The organism is Cobetia sp. 5-11-6-3, assembly GCF_013374055.1.
GTDB classification, from domain to species: Bacteria; Pseudomonadota; Gammaproteobacteria; order Pseudomonadales; family Halomonadaceae; genus Cobetia; species Cobetia marina.
In genome coordinates this window covers 1-19,180 of record NZ_BLWJ01000002.1, presented here as the reverse complement: position 1 = coordinate 19,180, position 19,180 = coordinate 1, and the positions used below count along the sequence as shown (strand labels likewise).

At 64.2% G+C, this 19,180-nt stretch carries 18 protein-coding genes and 1 rRNA gene; 8 read left to right on the top strand and 11 right to left on the bottom strand.

All coding sequences use genetic code 11. The annotated features are described in order from the left end of the window. Positions 1 to 81: 81 nt before the first annotated feature. Positions 82 to 2,478, bottom strand: a complete 2,397-nt coding sequence (locus HXS66_RS03995; RefSeq protein WP_167593063.1) for an AsmA family protein — start codon at positions 2,476 to 2,478, stop codon at positions 82 to 84. 194 nt (positions 2,479 to 2,672) lie between these two features. Beyond that, the gene (locus tag HXS66_RS03990) at positions 2,673 to 3,119 is read right to left on the bottom strand and encodes an acetyl-CoA sensor PanZ family protein (protein ID WP_077379332.1); all 447 of its coding nucleotides are present in this window, start codon (positions 3,117 to 3,119) and stop codon (positions 2,673 to 2,675) included. 295 nt (positions 3,120 to 3,414) lie between these two features. On the opposite strand from HXS66_RS03990, the gene hisB reads away from it, so the two are divergent. The 4 genes from hisB (at position 3,415) to hisF (ending at position 6,418) form a co-directional block, all read left to right on the top strand. Next, entirely contained in the window at positions 3,415 to 4,008 is a 594-nt protein-coding gene (hisB, locus tag HXS66_RS03985; protein WP_077378545.1) for an imidazoleglycerol-phosphate dehydratase HisB, read from the top strand. A gap of 121 nt (positions 4,009 to 4,129) precedes the next feature. Then, positions 4,130 to 4,771, top strand: a complete 642-nt coding sequence (hisH, locus tag HXS66_RS03980; RefSeq protein ID WP_077378543.1) for an imidazole glycerol phosphate synthase subunit HisH — start codon at positions 4,130 to 4,132, stop codon at positions 4,769 to 4,771. 115 nt (positions 4,772 to 4,886) lie between these two features. Beyond that, on the top strand, positions 4,887 to 5,633 hold the full coding sequence (gene hisA / locus HXS66_RS03975) for a 1-(5-phosphoribosyl)-5-[(5-phosphoribosylamino)methylideneamino]imidazole-4-carboxamide isomerase (protein ID WP_176502922.1): 747 nt from the start codon (positions 4,887 to 4,889) through the stop codon (positions 5,631 to 5,633). 11 nt (positions 5,634 to 5,644) lie between these two features. Then, positions 5,645 to 6,418 carry an imidazole glycerol phosphate synthase subunit HisF gene (gene hisF / locus HXS66_RS03970; RefSeq protein WP_176502921.1) on the top strand — a complete coding sequence of 258 codons (774 nt, stop codon included), beginning with the start codon at positions 5,645 to 5,647 and terminating at the stop codon, positions 6,416 to 6,418. A 106-nt stretch (positions 6,419 to 6,524) separates the two neighbouring features. Here the strand turns inward: hisF and HXS66_RS03965 are convergent, their stop codons facing one another. The 3 genes from HXS66_RS03965 to HXS66_RS03955 form a co-directional block, all read right to left on the bottom strand. After that, positions 6,525 to 7,355 (bottom strand): CHAD domain-containing protein, encoded by an 831-nt coding sequence (locus HXS66_RS03965; RefSeq protein WP_176502920.1) that lies wholly within the window; start codon positions 7,353 to 7,355, stop codon positions 6,525 to 6,527. Between the two features lie 90 nt (positions 7,356 to 7,445). Then, complete coding sequence (locus HXS66_RS03960; RefSeq protein WP_077378530.1) at positions 7,446 to 8,057, bottom strand: YjaG family protein; 612 nt, start codon at positions 8,055 to 8,057, stop codon at positions 7,446 to 7,448. Positions 8,058 to 8,210: 153 nt separating this feature from the next. Beyond that, positions 8,211 to 8,507 (bottom strand): MGMT family protein, encoded by a 297-nt coding sequence (locus tag HXS66_RS03955; protein ID WP_077378527.1) that lies wholly within the window; start codon positions 8,505 to 8,507, stop codon positions 8,211 to 8,213. 258 nt (positions 8,508 to 8,765) lie between these two features. Between HXS66_RS03955 and HXS66_RS03950 the strand changes: the two genes are divergently transcribed. Next, positions 8,766 to 9,380 carry a type 1 glutamine amidotransferase gene (locus HXS66_RS03950; protein ID WP_176502919.1) on the top strand — a complete coding sequence of 205 codons (615 nt, stop codon included), beginning with the start codon at positions 8,766 to 8,768 and terminating at the stop codon, positions 9,378 to 9,380. A gap of 35 nt (positions 9,381 to 9,415) precedes the next feature. On the opposite strand, the gene mnmH is transcribed toward HXS66_RS03950, so the two are convergent. Next, positions 9,416 to 10,522, bottom strand: coding sequence for a tRNA 2-selenouridine(34) synthase MnmH (gene mnmH / locus HXS66_RS03945; RefSeq protein ID WP_077378521.1), 1,107 nt, complete (start codon positions 10,520 to 10,522; stop codon positions 9,416 to 9,418). Between the two features lie 157 nt (positions 10,523 to 10,679). Next, a complete protein-coding gene (locus HXS66_RS03940; RefSeq protein ID WP_176502918.1) occupies positions 10,680 to 12,524 on the bottom strand; it encodes a SulP family inorganic anion transporter in 1,845 nt (614 codons plus the stop codon). A 277-nt stretch (positions 12,525 to 12,801) separates the two neighbouring features. On the opposite strand from HXS66_RS03940, the gene HXS66_RS03935 reads away from it, so the two are divergent. Further along, complete coding sequence (locus HXS66_RS03935) at positions 12,802 to 13,446, top strand: DUF1415 domain-containing protein (protein WP_176502917.1); 645 nt, start codon at positions 12,802 to 12,804, stop codon at positions 13,444 to 13,446. Between the two features lie 111 nt (positions 13,447 to 13,557). Here HXS66_RS03935 and radA read toward each other — a convergent pair whose 3' ends face one another. The 3 genes from radA to HXS66_RS03920 all read right to left on the bottom strand — a co-directional run bounded on the left by radA (position 13,558) and on the right by HXS66_RS03920 (position 16,945). Next, positions 13,558 to 14,973 carry a DNA repair protein RadA gene (gene radA / locus HXS66_RS03930; RefSeq protein WP_077378515.1) on the bottom strand — a complete coding sequence of 472 codons (1,416 nt, stop codon included), beginning with the start codon at positions 14,971 to 14,973 and terminating at the stop codon, positions 13,558 to 13,560. A gap of 185 nt (positions 14,974 to 15,158) precedes the next feature. Further along, the gene (locus HXS66_RS03925; protein ID WP_176502916.1) at positions 15,159 to 15,626 is read right to left on the bottom strand and encodes a copper resistance protein NlpE N-terminal domain-containing protein; all 468 of its coding nucleotides are present in this window, start codon (positions 15,624 to 15,626) and stop codon (positions 15,159 to 15,161) included. Positions 15,627 to 15,805: 179 nt separating this feature from the next. Next, positions 15,806 to 16,945: an alkene reductase gene (locus tag HXS66_RS03920; RefSeq protein WP_218015140.1), complete on the bottom strand. Its 1,140-nt coding sequence runs from the start codon at positions 16,943 to 16,945 to the stop codon at positions 15,806 to 15,808. A gap of 271 nt (positions 16,946 to 17,216) precedes the next feature. On the opposite strand from HXS66_RS03920, the gene hisC reads away from it, so the two are divergent. Beyond that, complete coding sequence (gene hisC, locus HXS66_RS03915) at positions 17,217 to 18,272, top strand: histidinol-phosphate transaminase (protein ID WP_084209842.1); 1,056 nt, start codon at positions 17,217 to 17,219, stop codon at positions 18,270 to 18,272. 119 nt (positions 18,273 to 18,391) lie between these two features. Continuing rightward, on the top strand, positions 18,392 to 18,835 hold the full coding sequence (locus HXS66_RS03910; RefSeq protein ID WP_240499622.1) for a VOC family protein: 444 nt from the start codon (positions 18,392 to 18,394) through the stop codon (positions 18,833 to 18,835). A gap of 255 nt (positions 18,836 to 19,090) precedes the next feature. Here HXS66_RS03910 and rrf read toward each other — a convergent pair. Then, positions 19,091 to 19,180: ribosomal RNA gene (rrf, locus tag HXS66_RS03905) — 5S ribosomal RNA — on the bottom strand; the annotation flags it as partial.

Genomic DNA, 19,180 nt, shown 5'->3' with positions numbered 1-19,180 from the left:
GCGCCATGGTCTGGGCTCCAACGGCAGCACGCCAGCCCCGAGGGACTGGCGTGCCGGTCTTGCTGTGCTAGGAGCGCGTGATCAGTTGAACAGCCCCTGAATCGCGCCCTTCAGCTTGTCGCTGGCGCCTTCGCCCAGCTTGTCATCGATCTTCTTGCGCGTGTCTTCATCGAGCTTCTCATCCAGCTTCTCGCTGACCTTCTCGCCCGCCTTGCGCTTGGCTTCATCCTTGGCCAGTTCCGCGGCGGCCGTCTGGAAGCCCTTCTGGTCAAAGCCGCACCATTCGCCCGGCTCACCGCTCAGATTGCCCTGACACTGCACCGGGAAACGCAACTTGACCAGACGCGGATTGACCTCACAGGCAGCGTCATCCGTTCCTTCGATGAAGCGCGCCGCCACGTTGTAGTCAAAGGCTTCGGTCGGCAGGTTGAGCTGCCCCTTGCCATCCAGCGCGATACCCGGGATCGCCAGTGCCAGATCCTGATTGCTGATCACGCCATTGGTGACCTTGAAGCTGCCCTGTGCGCGTTCCAGCGGGGTATTCGCCGCCCAGTCACGCGAGGACGTCTTGCCACTCAGCGTCGCCACCGTGGTGCACATCTTCTCGGACACGTTGACGTCGAGTATCTCGCCATTGCGGATCTCGAAGTCACCCGAACCATTCAGGTTGCGCTTCATGCTGTCGAGTTGATTGGTGCTGGTGGTGTAGTCGCCATTGAGGGTCAGACGACCACGCAGGATGTCATCCTGCTCAGGCGCCAGTGCCTTGAGGAATGGCGCGATATCCAGATTGGTCAACTTCTCGCCGAAGCTCATGGTCAGCGGTGTCTTGCGACTGTCGATGCGGGCACTGGCTGCCAGGCTACCGCCGTACAGACTGGCCGTCAGGCTATCGAGCTGCTGCAGTCCCGGCTGGCCGGACAGCTTGGCGGACACCTTGCGCATCTCGAGTCCGGATGCCGTGAGGTTCGCGATGTCCAGCTGGCCCTTGAGCCCGAGAGTTCTGAGCAGCTCCACCGGCAACACCTCTGCATCGCCGTCAGCCGCGTAGGCCGGCGCCACCAGTCCTGCCGTCACCCCCGTACCGAGACTCGCGGTCTTCTCGCTGGTCTGCGGCGGGAGGTAGTCATCCAGATTCAGCGCATCGACATCCAGATCAAAGGTGATCTGCGAGGCATCGAAGGAGGAGCCGAGACGTCCGTTGATGGTGGTGTCATCCAGCGCCATCACCAGGTTGGTCAGCTGTACCTGTGACAGATCGCCCTTGAGCGGGCTGGAGAATGCCAGCGAGGTCAGTGCATCGCCGCGTGCCGTCTGCGGTGCCTGCATGCCGACCCGCGTCATCCACGCCTTGGGCGACAGCGGGGCCAGCTTGAACTGCCCGCTGTAGCTCAGCGCCTCGCCCGTGATGTCACTGGCCTTGAGCGCCCCGCTCAGACGCAGGTCACTGCCCGAGGTCAGCAGCAGATCGGAGAGCGTCGCGGTGCCTTCGGCAAGATCCGCTTCCGCCCCGAAGGTCGCCTTCACCGGCAGCGCCTTCTCTCCCAGCGACGGTTCGTTGAGCGAGGCATCCAGCTCCCCACCCTCGATGCGATAGCGCTGCTGCTCGGTATCCAGTGTCAGGGTATCGATCTCCAGCGCCAGCTGCTGGGACTGCTCGCTCAGCGACGGCATGCTGGTGGCGGTATCCAGGCTGATGCCGGTCAGGACATGGCGACCGTTCTGAAGGTCCAGCGCCACCTTGCCGTCCAGATTGATGGTGCTGCGCAGCTCAGGCTCACGCCCCTCCGCCACGAAGGACAGCTCCACCGGGAACGCCTTGGTCGGGCTGACGTTGCTGGAGCTCAATGCCAGCTCATTGAGCGTCATGTCGAGACCGCTGGCAGCGTCCTGGTAGGTGATCTGCCCATTGGTGACCTGAATCGAGGCGATATCGAGATTGACGGCCATGCCTTCAGCGCCATCGCTGACACCGGCATCTCCCTGCGTCTCATCGGCCATGGCGACACCGGCACTCTTGGCGGGAGGCAGGGCCTTGTCCGCCGCACCGCTCTCGGCGGCATCGGCAGCATGCTGCAACAGACTCTCCCAGTTGCCTCGCCCGTCAGCGTCTCGCTTGAGGTCCAGTTTCAGGCCATCGAGGAACACGCCCTCGACCTCCACCTCACCGCTCAGCAAGGGCGCGAAGGACACTCCGACCTCGGCACGCTTGAAGGAGGCGAAGGGTGTCTGGTCATGAGCCTGCTCCGGCAGCCAGGTCTGGGCGTCCTCGACACTGACGCCCAGACGCGGGTAGAACGACCAGTCCAGCGGACCGTTCAGGGCCAGCTCCAGCCCCGCCTGGTCCTTGACCGCCTTGACCAGACGCGGCTTGAGATCATTCGGGTCGAGGAAGGTGGTGACATAGATCACCCCCGCCACCACGACCAGCGCCAGTACTCCGACGATGGCCAGCAAGGCCCTGAACAGTGCTTTCATCTGCGTCCTCCCTTTGACACGATGAGATGTCCGGGCTGCCTTCGCTCCTGAAGGCATTGCCCGGCACGTGTGAATGATCCCGATTGTCGCACCTGAGGGCGCGAACGTGCGCCCGATGCCAGACGCCAGCGTCAACGTTCACCTGCGGTGGACAGGCCCCGGCGTCATCAGTTCCTGTCACGCCGGTCCAGCCGTCAGCTTTCGCTATCTGTCTGGGCCAGCACGAAGCCTTGCTGCTCGGCATCCTTCACGTAACCGAGCCGCGACAGCAGAAGCTCGTCAGCCAGCGTCAATCCTTGATCCGGCACGACCAGCAGGCGCTCACGCGCCGCCGCTTCCAGCGACATCAATGCCATCAGGCGCGTTCCCACCCCGCGTCGACGGGTGCTCTTGCGCACGCAGCAATGACGGATGCGCCATGCCCTTCCATCGTCCTCGCACAGCAGGGCGCCGATATGGCGATCATTGAAGAAGGCGGTGCAGAAGCGATGACCGGTCTCCAGGCTGGCCTGAATGAACTCATCCGGCGCGAGTGGCAGGCGTTCACCGGGGGCTTCGTGATAGATGCGTGACAGGTCGATGCGCACTTGCTCATCGGCCTGCCAGCGTGCGTGATCGATCATCTGAAGAGTGACCGGCATGGTGAGATCCTCGCCCGCGATATGAATGCCCGCCATTGTAGCGGATGCCGTTGTCCTTTCTCTATAATGACGGGCTGGGCAGGCAAGGACGACGCGTCTGCCATCGATCAGTGACCCGCAACCTCGACAACGTCACTGGATCACGCTTTCACTTGCGACATCACATGACAACAACCACATGATGCGCACTTCCCGGCCGGACTGGACATACGCCTCTCACACCCAGGCCCCAGACTGCGCCAGACCTCATCAGCCCCGAAGCCGCGGTGAGGTCACCGACCGCTGGAGAGACATCATGGCAGAGCGTATCGCCGAGGTTCATCGCAACACCTCGGAAACCAAGATTCGGGTTCGCATCAATCTGGACGGCGAAGGCAAGCTGAGCGCCAACACCGGCGTGCCCTTCCTCGAACACATGATGGACCAGATCGCCCGTCACGGCGTGATCGACATCGACGTCGACTGCGACGGTGATCTGCACATCGACGACCACCACACCGTCGAGGACATCGGCATCACTCTCGGCCAGGCCTTCGCGCAGGCGCTGGGCAACAAGGCCGGCATCCGCCGCTACGGCCATGCCTACGTGCCGCTGGACGAAGCCCTGTCACGCGTGGTGATCGACTTCTCCGGTCGCCCGGGCCTGTTCATGCAGTGCGAGTTCACGCGCGGCAACATCGGGCGTTTCGATACGCAGCTGTTCTGGGAATTCTTCCAGGGCTTCGTCAACCATGCCGGCGCCACGCTGCACATCGACAACCTCAAGGGCTTCAATGCCCACCACCAGGCGGAGACCATCTTCAAGGCCTTCGGCCGTGCCGTGCGCATGGCGGTGGAAGAGGACGAGCGCATGGGAGGCCGCATCGCCTCCACCAAGGGCTCGCTGTAAGCGTCGTGACGCGCGGCCAGAGGATGTGTCGCCAGCCATTGCCGCTTGCCGGGCACCGGGTGGCACTTCCTCTGCATGAACATCCAATGCCGGAGTCCCCTCCGGCCTGCGGGAGAAAGACATGACGATTGCCGTCATCGACTATGGCATGGGCAACCTGCACTCCGTCGCCAAGGCACTTGAGCATGTGGCTGACGAGAATGTCGTGATCACCAGTGACCCGCGCGCCATCCGTGGTGCGACCCGCGTGGTGCTGCCCGGTCAGGGCGCCATCCGCGATTGCATGGGCGAGCTTGAGCGCGCCGAACTGCGCGGGCTGGTCGGCGAACTGCTGAGCAACCACAGCAAGCCGCTGCTGGGCGTGTGTGTCGGTCAGCAGATGCTGATGGAGCGCAGTGAAGAGAACGGTGGCATCGATTGCCTCGCCTACTTCAAGGGCGATGTGAAGCGCTTTGATGACAAGCAGCTGGACGAACACGGCCAGCGTCTCAAGGTGCCGCACATGGGCTGGAACCACGTCGCCCACACCCAGGGTCATGCGCTGTGGGAAGGCATCGAGGACAACTCGCGCTTCTACTTCGTGCACAGCTTCTATGTCTCGGCTGCCGAGCGCTCACAGGTCTTCGGCGCGACGCATTACGCCGGTGCCGAGGCGCACGTCGCCATCGGTGAGGGCAGCCTGTTCGCGGTGCAGTTCCACCCGGAGAAGAGTGCGGCCGCCGGCCTCAAGCTGCTCGAGAATTTCGTCCGCTGGCAGCCCTGAGGGCTCACCTGCGTGACCGTCGGTGCCTGCCTTGCGAGTCGGGCACCGATTCATCCGCCTTCGATATACCGACGACAATTCAGGCGTGCCAAGACACGCCGAGAGGACACCCGACATGCTGGTAATCCCCGCGATCGATCTCAAGGACGGTCAGTGCGTACGCCTGAAGCAAGGCCGCATGGAAGACTCCACCAACTACGGCGATGACCCGCTGGCCATGGCCGCGCGCTGGGTCGAGGCCGGTGGTCGCCGCCTGCATCTGGTCGATCTCAACGGTGCCTTCGAAGGCAAGCCGGTCAATGGTGACGCGGTGACACGCATCGCCCGCGCCTACCCGGAGCTGCCGATCCAGATCGGCGGTGGCATCCGGGATGCCGCGACCATCGAGCACTATCTGGAAGCCGGCGTCGGTCAGGTCATCATCGGCACCAAGGCCGTGAAGGAACCGGCCTTCGTCGCCGAGATGTGCCGCGCCTTCCCGGGCCGCATCATCGTCGGTCTCGATGCGCGTGACGGCTTCGTGGCCACCGATGGCTGGGCCGAGGTCTCCACCATCAAGGCGACCGAGCTTGCCAAGCGTTTCGCCAATGACGGCGTGTCCTCCATCGTCTACACCGACATCGCCCGCGACGGCATGATGCAGGGCGTCAACATCGAGGCTACCGTGGCACTGGCCCGCGAAGGCGGCATCCCGGTGATCGCCTCCGGCGGCGTGACCAATCTGGATGACATCCGTGGCCTGGCTGAAGTGGCCGATCAGGGCATCCTCGGCGCCATCACCGGTCGCGCCATCTATGAAGGCAGCCTGGATATCGCCGAAGCACAGGCGCTGTCCGACTCCATCACCGGCCGCACGGCCTGAGGGGAGCGATCATGGCACTCGCCAAACGCATCATCCCGTGTCTGGACGTCGACGCCGGTCGCGTCGTGAAGGGCGTCAACTTCGTCGGTATCCGCGATGCCGGTGATCCGGTCGAGGTCGCCAAGCGCTACAACGAGCAAGGCGCCGACGAGATCACCTTCCTCGACATCACCGCCAGCGTCGACAACCGTGGCACCACGGTCGACATGGTGTCGCGCATCGCCGGTGAGGTATTCATCCCGCTGACGGTCGGTGGTGGCATCCGCACCTGCGAGGACATCCGCACCATGCTGAATGCCGGCGCGGACAAGGTCTCGATCAATACCGCCGCCGTGTTCAACCCGGACTTCGTGCGTGAAGCGGCGGACCGCTTCGGCAGCCAGTGCATCGTGGTCGCCATCGACGCCAAGCGCATCAGCGAAGAGGGCGAGACTCCGCGCTGGGAAATCTTCACCCACGGCGGGCGCAAGCCAACCGGGCTCGACGCTGTCGAGTGGGCGAAGAAGATGGTCGAGCTGGGCGCCGGTGAATTGCTGCTGACCAGCATGGACCGCGATGGCACCAAGGCCGGCTTCGATCTCGGCGTGACACGCGCCATCTCCGACGCCGTCAGCGTGCCGGTGATCGCCTCCGGTGGGGTCGGCACTCTCGACCATCTGGTGGACGGCGTGCTCGAGGGCGGGGCGGATGCGGTGCTGGCCGCCAGCATCTTCCACTTCGCCGAGTACACCATCCCGCAAGCCAAGGCCTACATGGCCGAGCGCGGCATCGAGATGCGCCTCTGAGCGATCGCCTTCGCGTCAGGTAGATACACGAACGCCGCCACTCCTCAGGGAATGGCGGCGTTCGTGTCTTCAGAGACATTACCCGCAGGTCAGGCGACGACAGCGCTCAGGCGTAGCCCAGCTTCGCCAGTGGCGTGAGCGCCTGCTCGAGTCGCTGGTCGGCAAGTCGCAGAATATCACCCACCAGATGCTTCTCGGCGGCGGGCAGCATCACCCGCTCGCCGACCCACAGCGCCAGCTCGGCAAGGTCATGCTGATTGCCCAGACGGGATGCTGCCTTGTCGAGCAATTCCGGCTCACGACGACGCCCACGACTCGGTGACTCGAGTTCACGCCCTGCCGTCTCCCCCAGCGCCGCATGCGCCAGTGCCAGCTGGAACCTGCGGTACTTGATCCACTTGCGCAGCCGGTGGGACGTCTCGATCTCGCGCTTGCTGATCACCCGCGCCGCCAACTTGTGGAGGCGGTGACGACTGAATTCCAGTCCGGCCGTGAGCTCCTCCCCCGTCAGCGGAGCGGCCTGCCAGGCGGCCATCTCGTCGCTCAGCAGCCGTTTCAGAGGTGCATGATCCAGCTCCGCCACCGACTCGCTCAATGCGGCACTGGTCAGCCCCGGACGCAGCGCATCCAGCAGACGCTGGCTACGCTCATCCACCCAGGCATAGGCGCGAGCATGGGTCTTGCGCAGCATGCGCGCCTCACGCGGGCCGGCCAATGCTCTGGCGATGGCGCGCGGACGCGCCTGATGCTCACTCACCGCCGCCTTGCCCAGTGACTCACGTCGCAGTTGCCACCAGCCCCGCAGCTGCTTGCAGTCGACGCGCAACGCATGAACCTCCTGCGCGCTGAGCGTCGCCTGCGCCAGATGCTGCTGCATTGACTCGAGATGCGCGAGGATCAGGCCATTCAAGGGATCAACGCCTGTGCGGGAAAGCATCTGACTCGTCTTGCCCATCTGTCTCTCCAAGGGAATGGCCTGGCTGCCAGTGTCAGCCGGGCAGGCTCGCTCACCCGGTCTTCCGGGGGCTCATTCCTGCAAGGATAGTCCCAGATTGCTGACATCCTCGTTACGCCCCAGCCGCTTGAGCGCTCGCCAGTCATCACGCTCAAGACGCGGAGCCTCGACACTCTCCAGCACGGCGTCCTGGAAGTCGCGCTCATCGACCATCAGCGGATGCTCGCGAATCATGGCTTCCAGCGCTTCCTGCTCGATGCCCTCACCGGCCTGCAGGTCGATCAGCGCGCGGACACCATCGGCGGACAGGCGACTGACCTTGAGCGCGGCTTCCGGCTCCTCACTGATCAGCACATCGATGCAGGCGGTCAGCGCCATGACGGCTTCCAGTGCACGGCGCGCACCGAAGCTGTCGTCATGCTCGTCGGGCTCGAAGGCCGTGACCTTCTCGGCCTGCAGCGAGAAATCGATCTTGGCATCGCGAACGCGCAGCTGCTCCCAGACGAGGTCCAGCAGCTTGCGCAACTCGCGCGTGGTCTCCAGCGCGCTGGCGGTGCCATTGGCCTCGGCGTAGAAGCCGGCATTGGGCAGGAGTCGCTCGGTCAGCGTTGCCATGAAGGCGGTACGGCGAACGGGGGCGAGCGCTTCCAGACGCGCGCGGAAACCAGGAACAGGCTGAGTCATGACGGCTCTCTTCTCACTTCACTTTTCAAAGAAGCGGGGCACATGTCGGGAGGAAAAATCCGCCAGCCGACAGCCCGCCACAGTTGGCATGGGACATGCGTTAGGGTAGCGCACTCAGGCAGTCTGACGAACGAGACTTTGCCGCGGCGAGATTCAGGGCCACAGACATTCTCTGGGCACGCGACCGACAGCATCGAACAGCACGCCTTCGCTGCGCAGTTTCTCGCGCTGACGCACCGCGCCACCGTGGTCGGTGACCTTGAGCGAGGCATTGATCACCCGATGCCAGGGCAATTGATGGCCATCCGGCAGATGGCGCATGGCCGAGCCGACCATGCGTGCGGTGGCACCATCGGTCATGCTGGCGATTCGCCCGTAGGTCGTGATTCGCCCCGCCGGAATCTGCGCCACCACGGTGTATATCTGCTCGAGCAGTTCAGCACGCATCACGCTCTCCCCTGTTTGTGATCAAGCTCATCCAGCACGATACCTCCACCTGCGCGCTGCGCAATGGCGGGCATCAGGGGCACACGAGCGCAGACCTCGGGTCTTTACGCTGCCAGATGGCTGACGCATGATGACGCCATGCACCTTTACTTCATACATCAAGGCCTTATCCCCGACGCAGCGCCTCACTCAGCGACTGATGCCCTGCCACGATCACAAGGCTGGCAGGACTCTGTACGCCTGAGCGACTGGCTTGTCGGCATGGGCCACAGCTACAACACCAGCTTCCCGCTGGATGGCGAGACGCTCCCCGGCATCGACGATTTCCAGGCGCTGGTGATCCTGGATGGCCCTCAGCCATTGTCAGGTGCCGTGAGCACCCAATCACAGCCACTGCGCCTGCAGCGCAAGCTGATTCGCCGCGCGCTCAACAGCAACCGCCCCGTACTGGGCATCGGGCTGGGCGCGCGCCTCATCGCCGAGCAACTCGGCGCCATCGTGTCTCCGGCCGTGGTGCCGCAGCGTCGCTGGGCCACGCTCACGCGCAGTGACGAGTGTCCCGTGGGACTGCCCGCCGAATTCGAGACGCTGCTGTGGCATGAGGAGATCTGTGGCCTGCCGGAGGATTGCGAGCTGCTGGCCAGCGGTGAGCATACCCCGATCGCCGGATTCAGCTGGGATGCTGGCCGGGTGCTGGCGCTCAACTTCCATCCCCATCTGGATGCCGCCGCAACGCGTGACCGTCTCCGGCATCACCCCGCCCCGAATGAGGGTCGCGGAGTGCAGTCAGAAGACGCGCTGCTGGAAGACCCGAAGCGCTTTGATCGGCAGGCCGCCCTGCTGGACCGCCTGCTGGTGGACTGGCTCGACGCCTGAGGCGCTCCCGGGCGGCGCTGGGGCCCTACGACGACTCAGCGCTGCCAGCGATGCGTGGCGCTCCAGTCACGCACGAAGGCGAGCGTATTGTCCCAGTCGCCGACATGCAGGAAGGTACGCTCGTGCTTCTCGAGCTGATAACGGTACATGGGGTCGTAGTATTCGCTGAGCAGCGGGGCCAGCCAGCCCTCATGGGCAGTGGGATTGCCGCGCTTGTGTTCACGGAAGGCGATGTCCTGCATGCGAATCAGGCGCGCCAGACGTGCACTGCCCAACCGCTTGCGCAGACGCAGCAACGCCTGACGCAGCTGACGCTGCAGCAGTGCCCAGCCGAGGAAGTCACCATAGTGTCCGCTGTAGGTGGCCCACAGCCCTTCGATGTAGTCCTTCTGAATCTGCACCAGTCGCCAGTCCAGTGGCATCTCGACTCTCACCAGCGGGGCAGCCTCCATCGCGCGCCATGCCTGCAGCGGAATGTTGACGCTGCCGATGAAGCGCGACTCATCTTCCATGACGGTGGGCGCGTCCGCGGCCAGTGACAGCATCTCGGCGCTGATGCGATGCTCGAAGTCGATCTGGCTCGGTGCCGGGAAGGGGTGACGGCCGAAGGCCGAGCCCTTGTGGCGCGCGCAGCCTTCCAGGTCGATGCCATTGTCGAGCGCATGGATCAGCTCGGTCTTGGCGCAGCCGGTCAGGCCCCCGATCAGCAGCATCGGGGCCTGCTCGACGCGCTCATCGATATGCTGGCAAAGCTGCTGACGCATGGCCTTCCAGCCCCCGGCGATCCGCGGGCGCTCGATGCCTGCCTCCTTCAACCATTGCTGGCTGAGCTGAGAGCGCATGCCGCCCCGGAAGCAGTAGAGAACCGCCTCGGGATGGCGCTCGACGTGCTCGACCCAGGCACGAATCCTGGCGCGCTTGATCCCGCCACTGACCAGCTGATGACCCAGATGCACCGCCGACTCCGGGCCGACCTGCTTGTACTGCAGACCGACCCGGTGACGTTCCTCGTCATCCATCAGCGGAAGGTTGACGGCCCCCGGCAGGGAGCCGGCCGCAAATTCGATCGGTGCACGCACATCGATCAGCGGACGGCCATCACGAATCAGATCGCAGCTGGCCGCCACGGTGGGCAAACTCATGGGCATCTCTCGACTGGAAAACTGAAATGAGGCAATGGCCGTCGACTCGCACCCGGCACATCGATGGCAGGCATTCTATCGCATGCACGACATGGCCCCCAGCCTTGCCGTCTCGCGTGCCGCCAACTCTCGCCCTGTCAGCTGCCGCACCACCCGCTCAGGCCAGCGGCGGCGTCAGGCGAATGCCCTGGCTCGGGCCGATGCTGTCAGGGCCGAACAGCGGGCAGGACGCACATGCGGCCGGCTCACCGTCGTGTGGCCGATGCGCCTCGGACACTGCCTCGCGCAGGGCGGCAATGGCCGCCTCGGCAGTATGAAAGTAGTGCTCATCCCCCATGCGCTCAAGGAAGCCTCCGCGCTCCATCACTTCCAGCGCGTAGCGTCGGAAGCCGCACATGCTCAGGCTGCCGCCGGCATCCTGTAGGCGGCGCTGCTCGATCTCGAGCATCTCGGCCCCCGCGATGTCGATGAAATTGCAGCCGGTGCCGAGCAGGATGACGTGCTTGCCGGTATAGCGCGCCAGCTTGCGCTGGACGTGGTCCACCGCGCCGAAGAACAGCGAGCCATCCACTCGCAGGATGACGACCTCACGGCATTGGGTCAGCTGGTAGCGCTCGGCATTGCGCACGCCCAGCTCCGGGTGTTCGGGGTCCGGTGCCATTTCCACCAGACGTGGACGCGAGGTGCGATTCAGATACAGCACCAGCGACACCAGCACGCCGGCGAAGATGGCGAACTCAAGCGGCAGCAGCAGCGTGGCGAGGAAGGTGATCACCAGCACCACCGCTTCCTCGCGGCTGACGGTGAGAATCTGACGGATATGACTGAATTCGATCAGGTTGGCGGCGATCACCATGATCAGGCCCGCCATGGCGGGCAATGGCAGCCAGGCCGTGACATTCGGCACCAGCAAAAGCACCGCCAGCACGATCAGGGCCGCGATCATCACCGACAGCGGCGTGCGGGCGCCGGCATCGTAATTGGCCCCTGAACGGGTGAAGGAGCCGGAGCCGGCGAAGCACGAGAAGAAGCTGCCGACCAGATTCGACAGCCCCTGGCCGATGAACTCCTGATTGCCATCGATGCGCTGATGCGAGCGTACCCCGATGGCGCGGGCGATGGAGACCGCCTCGATCAGGCCGAGAACCGCCAGCGCAACGGCCGCACCGCCCAGCGAGCGCAGGGTGTCAAACCCCAGTGGCGGCAGAGAAAACGGCGGCAGGCTGCCGGAGAGGGCCCCCACCATCGGGATGCCTGCCTCGCTGCCACCCAGCAATGCCGCAACCCCGCAACCGACGGCCATCGCGACCAGCATCCACGGCAGTCTGCGATTCACCCGCCGCACCAGCAAGGCACTGGCGAGCGTACTGAGGCCGGTGATCAGGGTCGCCCACGAGGTGTCTTCCAGGTGCCCAAGCAATGCCCACCAGGTGCCGAGGAAGCTCGAGGCATCTCCCAGCGCGATACCGAACAGATGCTTGAGCTGACTAGTGGCGATCAATACGCCGGCACCGGCGGTGAAGCCGATCACCACGGTATGCGAGATCAGATTGACCAGCGCCCCCATGCGCAGCAGCCCGAGTGCGAGCTGGATGATGCCGACCATGCAGGTCAGCGCCAGCACCAGCGGCAGGTATTCCGGACTGCCGGGGGTGGCCAGGGTCGAGACGGTACCGAAGACCACCATCGAGATGGCGGCGGCCGGCCCGCTGACCATATGACGCGAGCAGCCGAAGAGTCCGGCGATGATCGCGACCACGATGGCGGCATAGAGTCCATGCGCCGGAGGCAACCCCGCGATCAGCGCGTAGGCCACCCCCTGAGGCAGTACCAGCACCGCACCGCTCAGCCCGGCGATCAGGTCCGCGCGCGCATCTCTCGGCGACAGCTGGCGCATCCAGCCCAGAAACGGCAGCAGGCGTGACAGGCGGTATGCCGTGGCACTCGACGTGGCAGAGGCATCATCGGCAGGCTGGCGTGGCGGTGGATTGTCAGCGGGCAAGAAGTGCCTCCATGAAGGTGCGTGGGCTGCGGGAGAGGCCATCGCCTCCGTGAAGAAACGATGCCGGGGCCGGGCGTGGCGACGTCCGGCCCCGGCAAGTCTATCCCTGAATACGCTGATGAAACAGCGTGTCAGCGAACCGTACTCGCCGGCCCGGGGCTCCCTTTGCCGGTAGCGATACCGGCGACAATCGTGGCGCGCTGCCAATCCGGACTGGCCATGGCCGGCATGAGCAGTGACAATGCACCCTCCTGACACCGCTGCGGACACTGACGCCATGACCACCGACGCTACGCCTGCTGACACCACCTCTTCCACCCCGTCGGCCGGCTATACGCCTGCACTTGAGGTCAGTGAGGCCGAGGCCATCGAGACCACCCGCCAGTGGGTCGAGACGCACATCATCGCGGACAATCTATGCCCGTTCGCGGCACGTGAAGTGGCGCGCAACAGTATCCAGTACGCCGTCATCCCCGGCGCGGGACTCGAGCGTTGCCTGCAGGCACTCGGCGATGAACTCCTCAACCTCGATGCCAATCGCGATGCCGAAACCACCCTGGTGATCTTCAAGGATGGCTTCCGCGACTTCGATGCCTATCTGGAGCTGCTGGATTACGCTGAGGCACTGCTCGAGATGCAGGGCTATGAGGGCATCTATCAGCTGGCCAGCTTCCATCCGGACTATGTCTTCGAGGATACCGAGGAAGGCGACGCCGCGAACTACACCAACCGCTCGCCCTTCCCGATGCTGCACCTGCTGCGGGAAAGCTCGGTCGAGGCGGCGATCAATGCCTATTCGGGGGATGTGGAAGAGGTGCCGGCGCGCAACGAGGCGCTGATGCGCGAGCGTGGCGTCGAACAGCTGGTCGCACGCCTCAAGGCCTGCGCTCACGCCGCCCGTCAGGCTGACAGCCAGGACTGACATCACGCCCAGTGGCAATCCCATATGCACAAGGCCAGCCGCGAGGCTGGCCTTGTGCGTTTCAGGCGGAATGTCACCGGAAGGCTTGCGCGTGGCAGCTGCCGGCAGCCATCACAGGGCTTCCAGCGCCTGGGACAACTTGTCGACCGCGACGATCGTCATGCCCTTGGGCGGATTCTTGGGGGCATTGCCCTTGGGCACGATGGCGCGCGTGAAGCCATGCTTGGCGGCCTCGACGATGCGCTCCTGCCCACTGGGCACCGGACGGATCTCGCCGGACAGGCCGACCTCACCGAACACCACCAGTTCACGCGGCAGCGGGCGGTTCTGAAGACTGGATACCACCGCACACAGCACCGCGAGGTCGGCGCTGGTCTCGAGCACCTTGACCCCGCCCACCACATTCAGGAAGACATCCTGATCGCCGGTGAACAGGCCGCCGTGCTTGTTGAGCACGGCCAGCAACATCGAGAGTCGATTGCCATCCAGACCGACCGCGACGCGCCGGGGATTGCCCAGCGGCGAATCGTCCAGCAACGCCTGGACCTCGATCAGGATCGGCCGAGTCCCTTCCCAGACCACCATCACCAGGCTGCCGGAGGATTGCTCCTCGCTGCGTGACAGGAAGATCGCACTGGGGTTCTTCACCTCTTTCAGGCCAAGCTCGACCATGGCGAACACGCCCAACTCGTTGACCGCGCCGAAGCGGTTCTTCTGTCCGCGCAGGGTGCGAAAACGCGAATCACCGTCCCCTTCCAGCAACAGGGAGGCATCGATCATGTGCTCCAGTACCTTGGGGCCGGCCAGCGAGCCATCCTTGGTCACGTGCCCGACCAGCAGCAATACGGTGTTGGTCCGCTTGGCGAAACGCGTCAACGCCGCGGCGGACTCACGCACCTGCGAGACGCCCCCCGGCGCGGAGGACAGATCCTCCAGGTGCATGGTCTGGATGGAGTCGATGATCAGCACTTCCGGCTTCTCGCGCTCGGCGGTGGCCAGAATCGTCTCGACACTGGTCTCGGCCAGCATCTTGAGTCCCTGGGTCGGGAGCTGAAGTCGATGGGCACGCATCGCCACCTGCGACAGCGACTCTTCACCGGTGACGTAGAGCGAACGCTTGTGCTGCGCCAGCTTGCAGGCAGTCTGCAGCAGCAGCGTCGACTTGCCGGCGCCGGGGTGCCCGCCGAGCAATACGGCGGAGCCAGGCACCAGACCGCCGCCAAGCACGCGATCAAACTCACCGAAGGTCGAGGAGAAGCGCGGCACTTCGGCCAGCGAGACGTTGGACAGATCCGTCACGTTGTCACTCAGCGTGCCGGCATAGCCGCCTCTGGCGCTGGTGGCGCCACGTGACGCCCCGCCAGTGCTGATGCCCCCGGCAGCCGGCGCAGCCCCCGGCAATACCGTGGCACCGACCCGAATCTCCTGCAGGGTATTCCACTCGCGACAGCCGCTGCACTGCCCCTGCCACTTCGAGAATTCGCTACCGCACTCGGTACATACGAAGGCGCTCTTTGCTTTCGCCATCAGACCATCCTGTCAGGGAGTAATGATTTCGGACCACCTCGCCCGGCATGGCACCCATGCCCCGCATCGCCCGATGGCACCAGGCAGGGGCGCTCGATGCGAACGTCCGACACGGATGCCAGACACAAGCAAGGCGGCTTGCGCCGCCTTGCTGTCACCTCACGCGTGCATGACACGCGGTGGCATCACTCGCGCTTGAGACGCAGTGTCTCGCCGTTCTGGAAGCGGCGCTTCTGCGGGTCGACCAGTTCCAGTGTCTGGGGGTCCAGACGCAGGAAGTAGTAGGTCTGGCCCTCGCCATTCGGCGTCAGCTCATAGACGGTGGCATTCGGGTCGGTCACCGTACCTGACAGTACATCCCACTGACCCTCGTAGTGCTCCGGCGCAGGCTGCTGCGGATGATCGCGATAGGTGGCATCGAGACTGAAGGTACGCGCTTCCGGGGCAGCATCTTCCGCTCCCTTGAGACGCACATCGAGTTCAATGCCCGTGCAACGACGACACGGCAGGGTGCCCTTGTAGACGGCAACCTGCTCGCTGGCTGTCTCGGTGGCGTCATTGGCAGCGGCACCATCCGTCGTCTGGGCCGTTGATGCGCACCCGGCGAGACCGACCATCAGCGCGGCTCCCACCATCAGAGTCCTGATCTGCATTGAATCCTCCTTAAGGCGATGATTCGATAGCAGCGTCAGCGCTATCGACGGCGAGCGGCCCGACTGCCTCGACAGACGGACCGCTCACGAGCTTCCACGCTCAAGAATAGCGGGTATCAGCCCCGTGAGGCCACCCCCGATGGCGTTTATCGAACGCCATTCGCTAAATCATGTCGGCCTCAGCCACGGCGATCATGCCCGTTGTCGAGGAAGGGATAATCGGTGTAGCCCTCGGCACCGCCACCGTAGAAGGTATCAGGATCCTGCTCGTTGAGCGGCGCATCCAGACGCAGGCGTTCGACCAGGTCCGGATTGGCGATGTAGGGGCGCCCGATGGCGACGGCATCCGCAATGCCCTCGTCGATGATGCGTGCCGCACGCTCCCCATCGTAATGACCGCAGAAGATCAGCGCGCCCTTGACGCGCTCCCGCAGTGCGCGGCGGAAGTCATCGGTGAACTTGACGTCGCCGCCGGCCCAGTCCGGCTCGTTGACGTGCACGTAGGCAATGCCACGTCTGGAGAGCTGGTCTGCCATGTAGAAGGCCATCTCTTCCGGCTCGTCATCGGTGAGACCGAAGATCTCGATGAAGGGCGTCAGACGAATGCCGGTGCGCTCCGGCCCGAAGACCTCGGCGACGGCATCGACGACTTCCAGTGTCAGGCGCGCACGACTCTCGACCGAACCACCGTACTGGTCGGTGCGCTGGTTGGTGCCAGTCGCCATGAACTGGTTGAGCAGATAGGCGTTGGCGGCATGCACCTCGATCATGTCGAAGCCGGCACGCTTGGCGCGCACGGCAGCCTGACGATAGTCCTCGACCAGCTGGGGGATTTCCTCCGTCTCCAGCGCACGCGGCGTGCTGGTGGGGTGGCGACCACTGCTGCCATCCTCGAACTCGACGAAGCACTGGGCGCCTTCACCACGCAGGGCGCTGGGCGCGACCGGTGGCTGGCCATCCGGCTGCACCATCTCGTGCGAGACACGCCCGACATGCCACAGCTGAAGCGCCATGCGTCCACCCTTGGCGTGCACTGCCTCGACGACGCCCTTCCAGCCGGCTTCCTGCTCATCCGTCCAGATACCCGGCGTGTAGACGTAACCACGCGCGGTCGGCGAGATGTTGGTCGCCTCGCTGATGATCAGGCCGGCGCCGGCACGCTGTCCGTAGTAGACCTCCTGAAGCTCACCGGGAATGCTGTCCGGCGTGCGCGCTCGAGTCAGTGGCGCCATCAGGATACGATTGGGCAGGGTGAGATCACCGAGCGTGACCGGATCAAGCAGGGTGTCGGCGTACGGGGCCTTGGTGTTGGCAGTCATCGGTGCTCCTTGAGTCTCTGATCTTTCGCCAGCCGCCTCTTCGGGCGAACCGGGCGGGCATGCCAGTGACATGCGGTGCGCCAGCTGATGCTTCAAGCGCACGCGGTGCATGAGAATAATGCTGGGATGGCAACAATGCGCCAGGTCGCGCCACGCGGCATCCTCGCGACTCATGCGAGAGCCTGCCGATGCTTGTACCGCGACGATCCAGCGGGCAACATGAAACCTATCCATGACACGGGTCATGCACTGTCACCAGCGGCGAGAAATCATGAGCAAGTACTGGAGCCCACAGGTCCACGACCTGACCCCCTACGTCCCCGGCGAACAACCGCGTGAGCAGCTGATCAAGCTGAACACCAATGAAAACCCCTACCCGCCGGCCCCGGCCGTGGAACAGACGCTGCGCGAGTTCAATGCCTCTGACCTGCGTCGCTACCCGGACCCGAGTTCCAGCTCGCTGCGCGCCGCCCTGGCCGAGACCTTCCATGTGGCCGCAGAGGAAGTCTTCGTCGGCAATGGCTCCGACGAGGTGCTGGCGCTGGCCTTCCAGGCCTTCTTCCGTCAGGACAAGCCGCTGCTGCTGCCCTCCATCAGCTACAGCTTCTATCCTGTCTACTGCCGCATGTATGGCATCGAATCACGCAGCATCGCGCTGACCGACAACTGGGAAGTCGATCTCGAAGCCTTCGGCAGTGACAATGGCGGCATCATCTTCGCCAACCCCAATGCCCCGACAGGCCATGGCCATGGCCGCAAGGCGATTGCCGCGCTGCTGGAGCGCAACCCGCAGAGCGTGGTACTGGTGGATGAGGCTTACGTGGATTTCGGGGGGGAAAGCGCCATCCCGCTGATTCATCAGTATCCGAATCTGGTCGTGTCGGGCACTTTCTCGAAGTCGCGTAGCCTCGCGGGCATTCGCCTTGGCTATGCCGTGGCCTCGCGGGAGCTGATCGAGGGCCTGGAGCGCGTGAAGGACTCCTTCAATTCCTACCCCATCGATCGTCTGGCCGAGCAGGTCGGCGTCGCCGCGCTGAGTGATCCCGCCTATTTCGATGAGTGCCGCACACGCGTCATCACCACCCGTGAGCAGACGCGCGATCGCATGGCTGCACTGGGCTTCGAGATCCTGCCGTCACAGACCAACTTCGTGCTGGCGACTCACCCGACCCATGATGCCGGCAAGCTGTTCATCGGCCTTCGCGAGCAGGGCATCCTGGTCCGCCACTTCAATACCGATGCGCTACGCGACCATCTGCGCATCAGCATCGGCACCGATGCCGAGATGGACAGCCTGATCGAAGCACTGGAAACCCTGTGTCGTTGAGATAGCGCACAGCATGACCCGTGATGGGTTCAATGAAAGAAGGCGCCCACTGGGCGCCTTCTTTCATCAGGATGTCACTCGGGCATTCGCCACCGAAGACTCTCAGCAGGAGCAACCATATGACAACGGAACGTCCCACCATGGCATCAAGTGCCACTTCGACAGCGCGCCTGCCTTTGACGCGAGTGCATCACGTGGCACTCATCACCGCTGATTACCCACGCGCCAGGCGCTTCTATCTCGAGGTCATGGATGCGCAGGTGATCCACGAGGCCTATCGTGAAGCCCGCGACAGCTACAAGCTCGACCTGCGCTTGCCGGGCGGTATCCAGCTGGAGCTGTTCTCCTTCCCGTCACCGCCTGAGCGCCCAAGCTATCCGGAAGCCTGTGGGCTGCGTCACCTGGCGCTGGCAACCGAGGACATCGACACCTGTGTCGAGCTGCTGATCGCCCGTGGCGCCACGCCAGAGCCGATACGTGTCGATGAATACACCGGCGCCCGCTTCACCTTCCTGGCAGACCCTGACGGTACGCCCATCGAGCTCTACGAAGTCTCGCCCTGATGTGATGGCGCGCTGAAACTTCACTGGCTCTGAAGACAAAAGGCCCCTGTCGATATCTCGACAGGGGCCTTCTTGTGGCATATGCACGTTGCTCACGCGGAGCTTTCCTCTCGCTCTTTTCTTTCGCCCACTGCTATTTCGCACGCAGGACTTTCTGCGCAACTTCTCCGAGCACCACTTCTCCGAGCACGACTTTTTCCGCGCACAAAGAGAACCGCCCCTACAGCTGGGCTGCAGGGGCGGTTCAGTATAAGTGCCTGACGATGACCTACTCTCACATGGAGAAACTCCACACTACCATCGGCGCTAAGCGGTTTCACTTCCGAGTTCGGCATGGGATCGGGT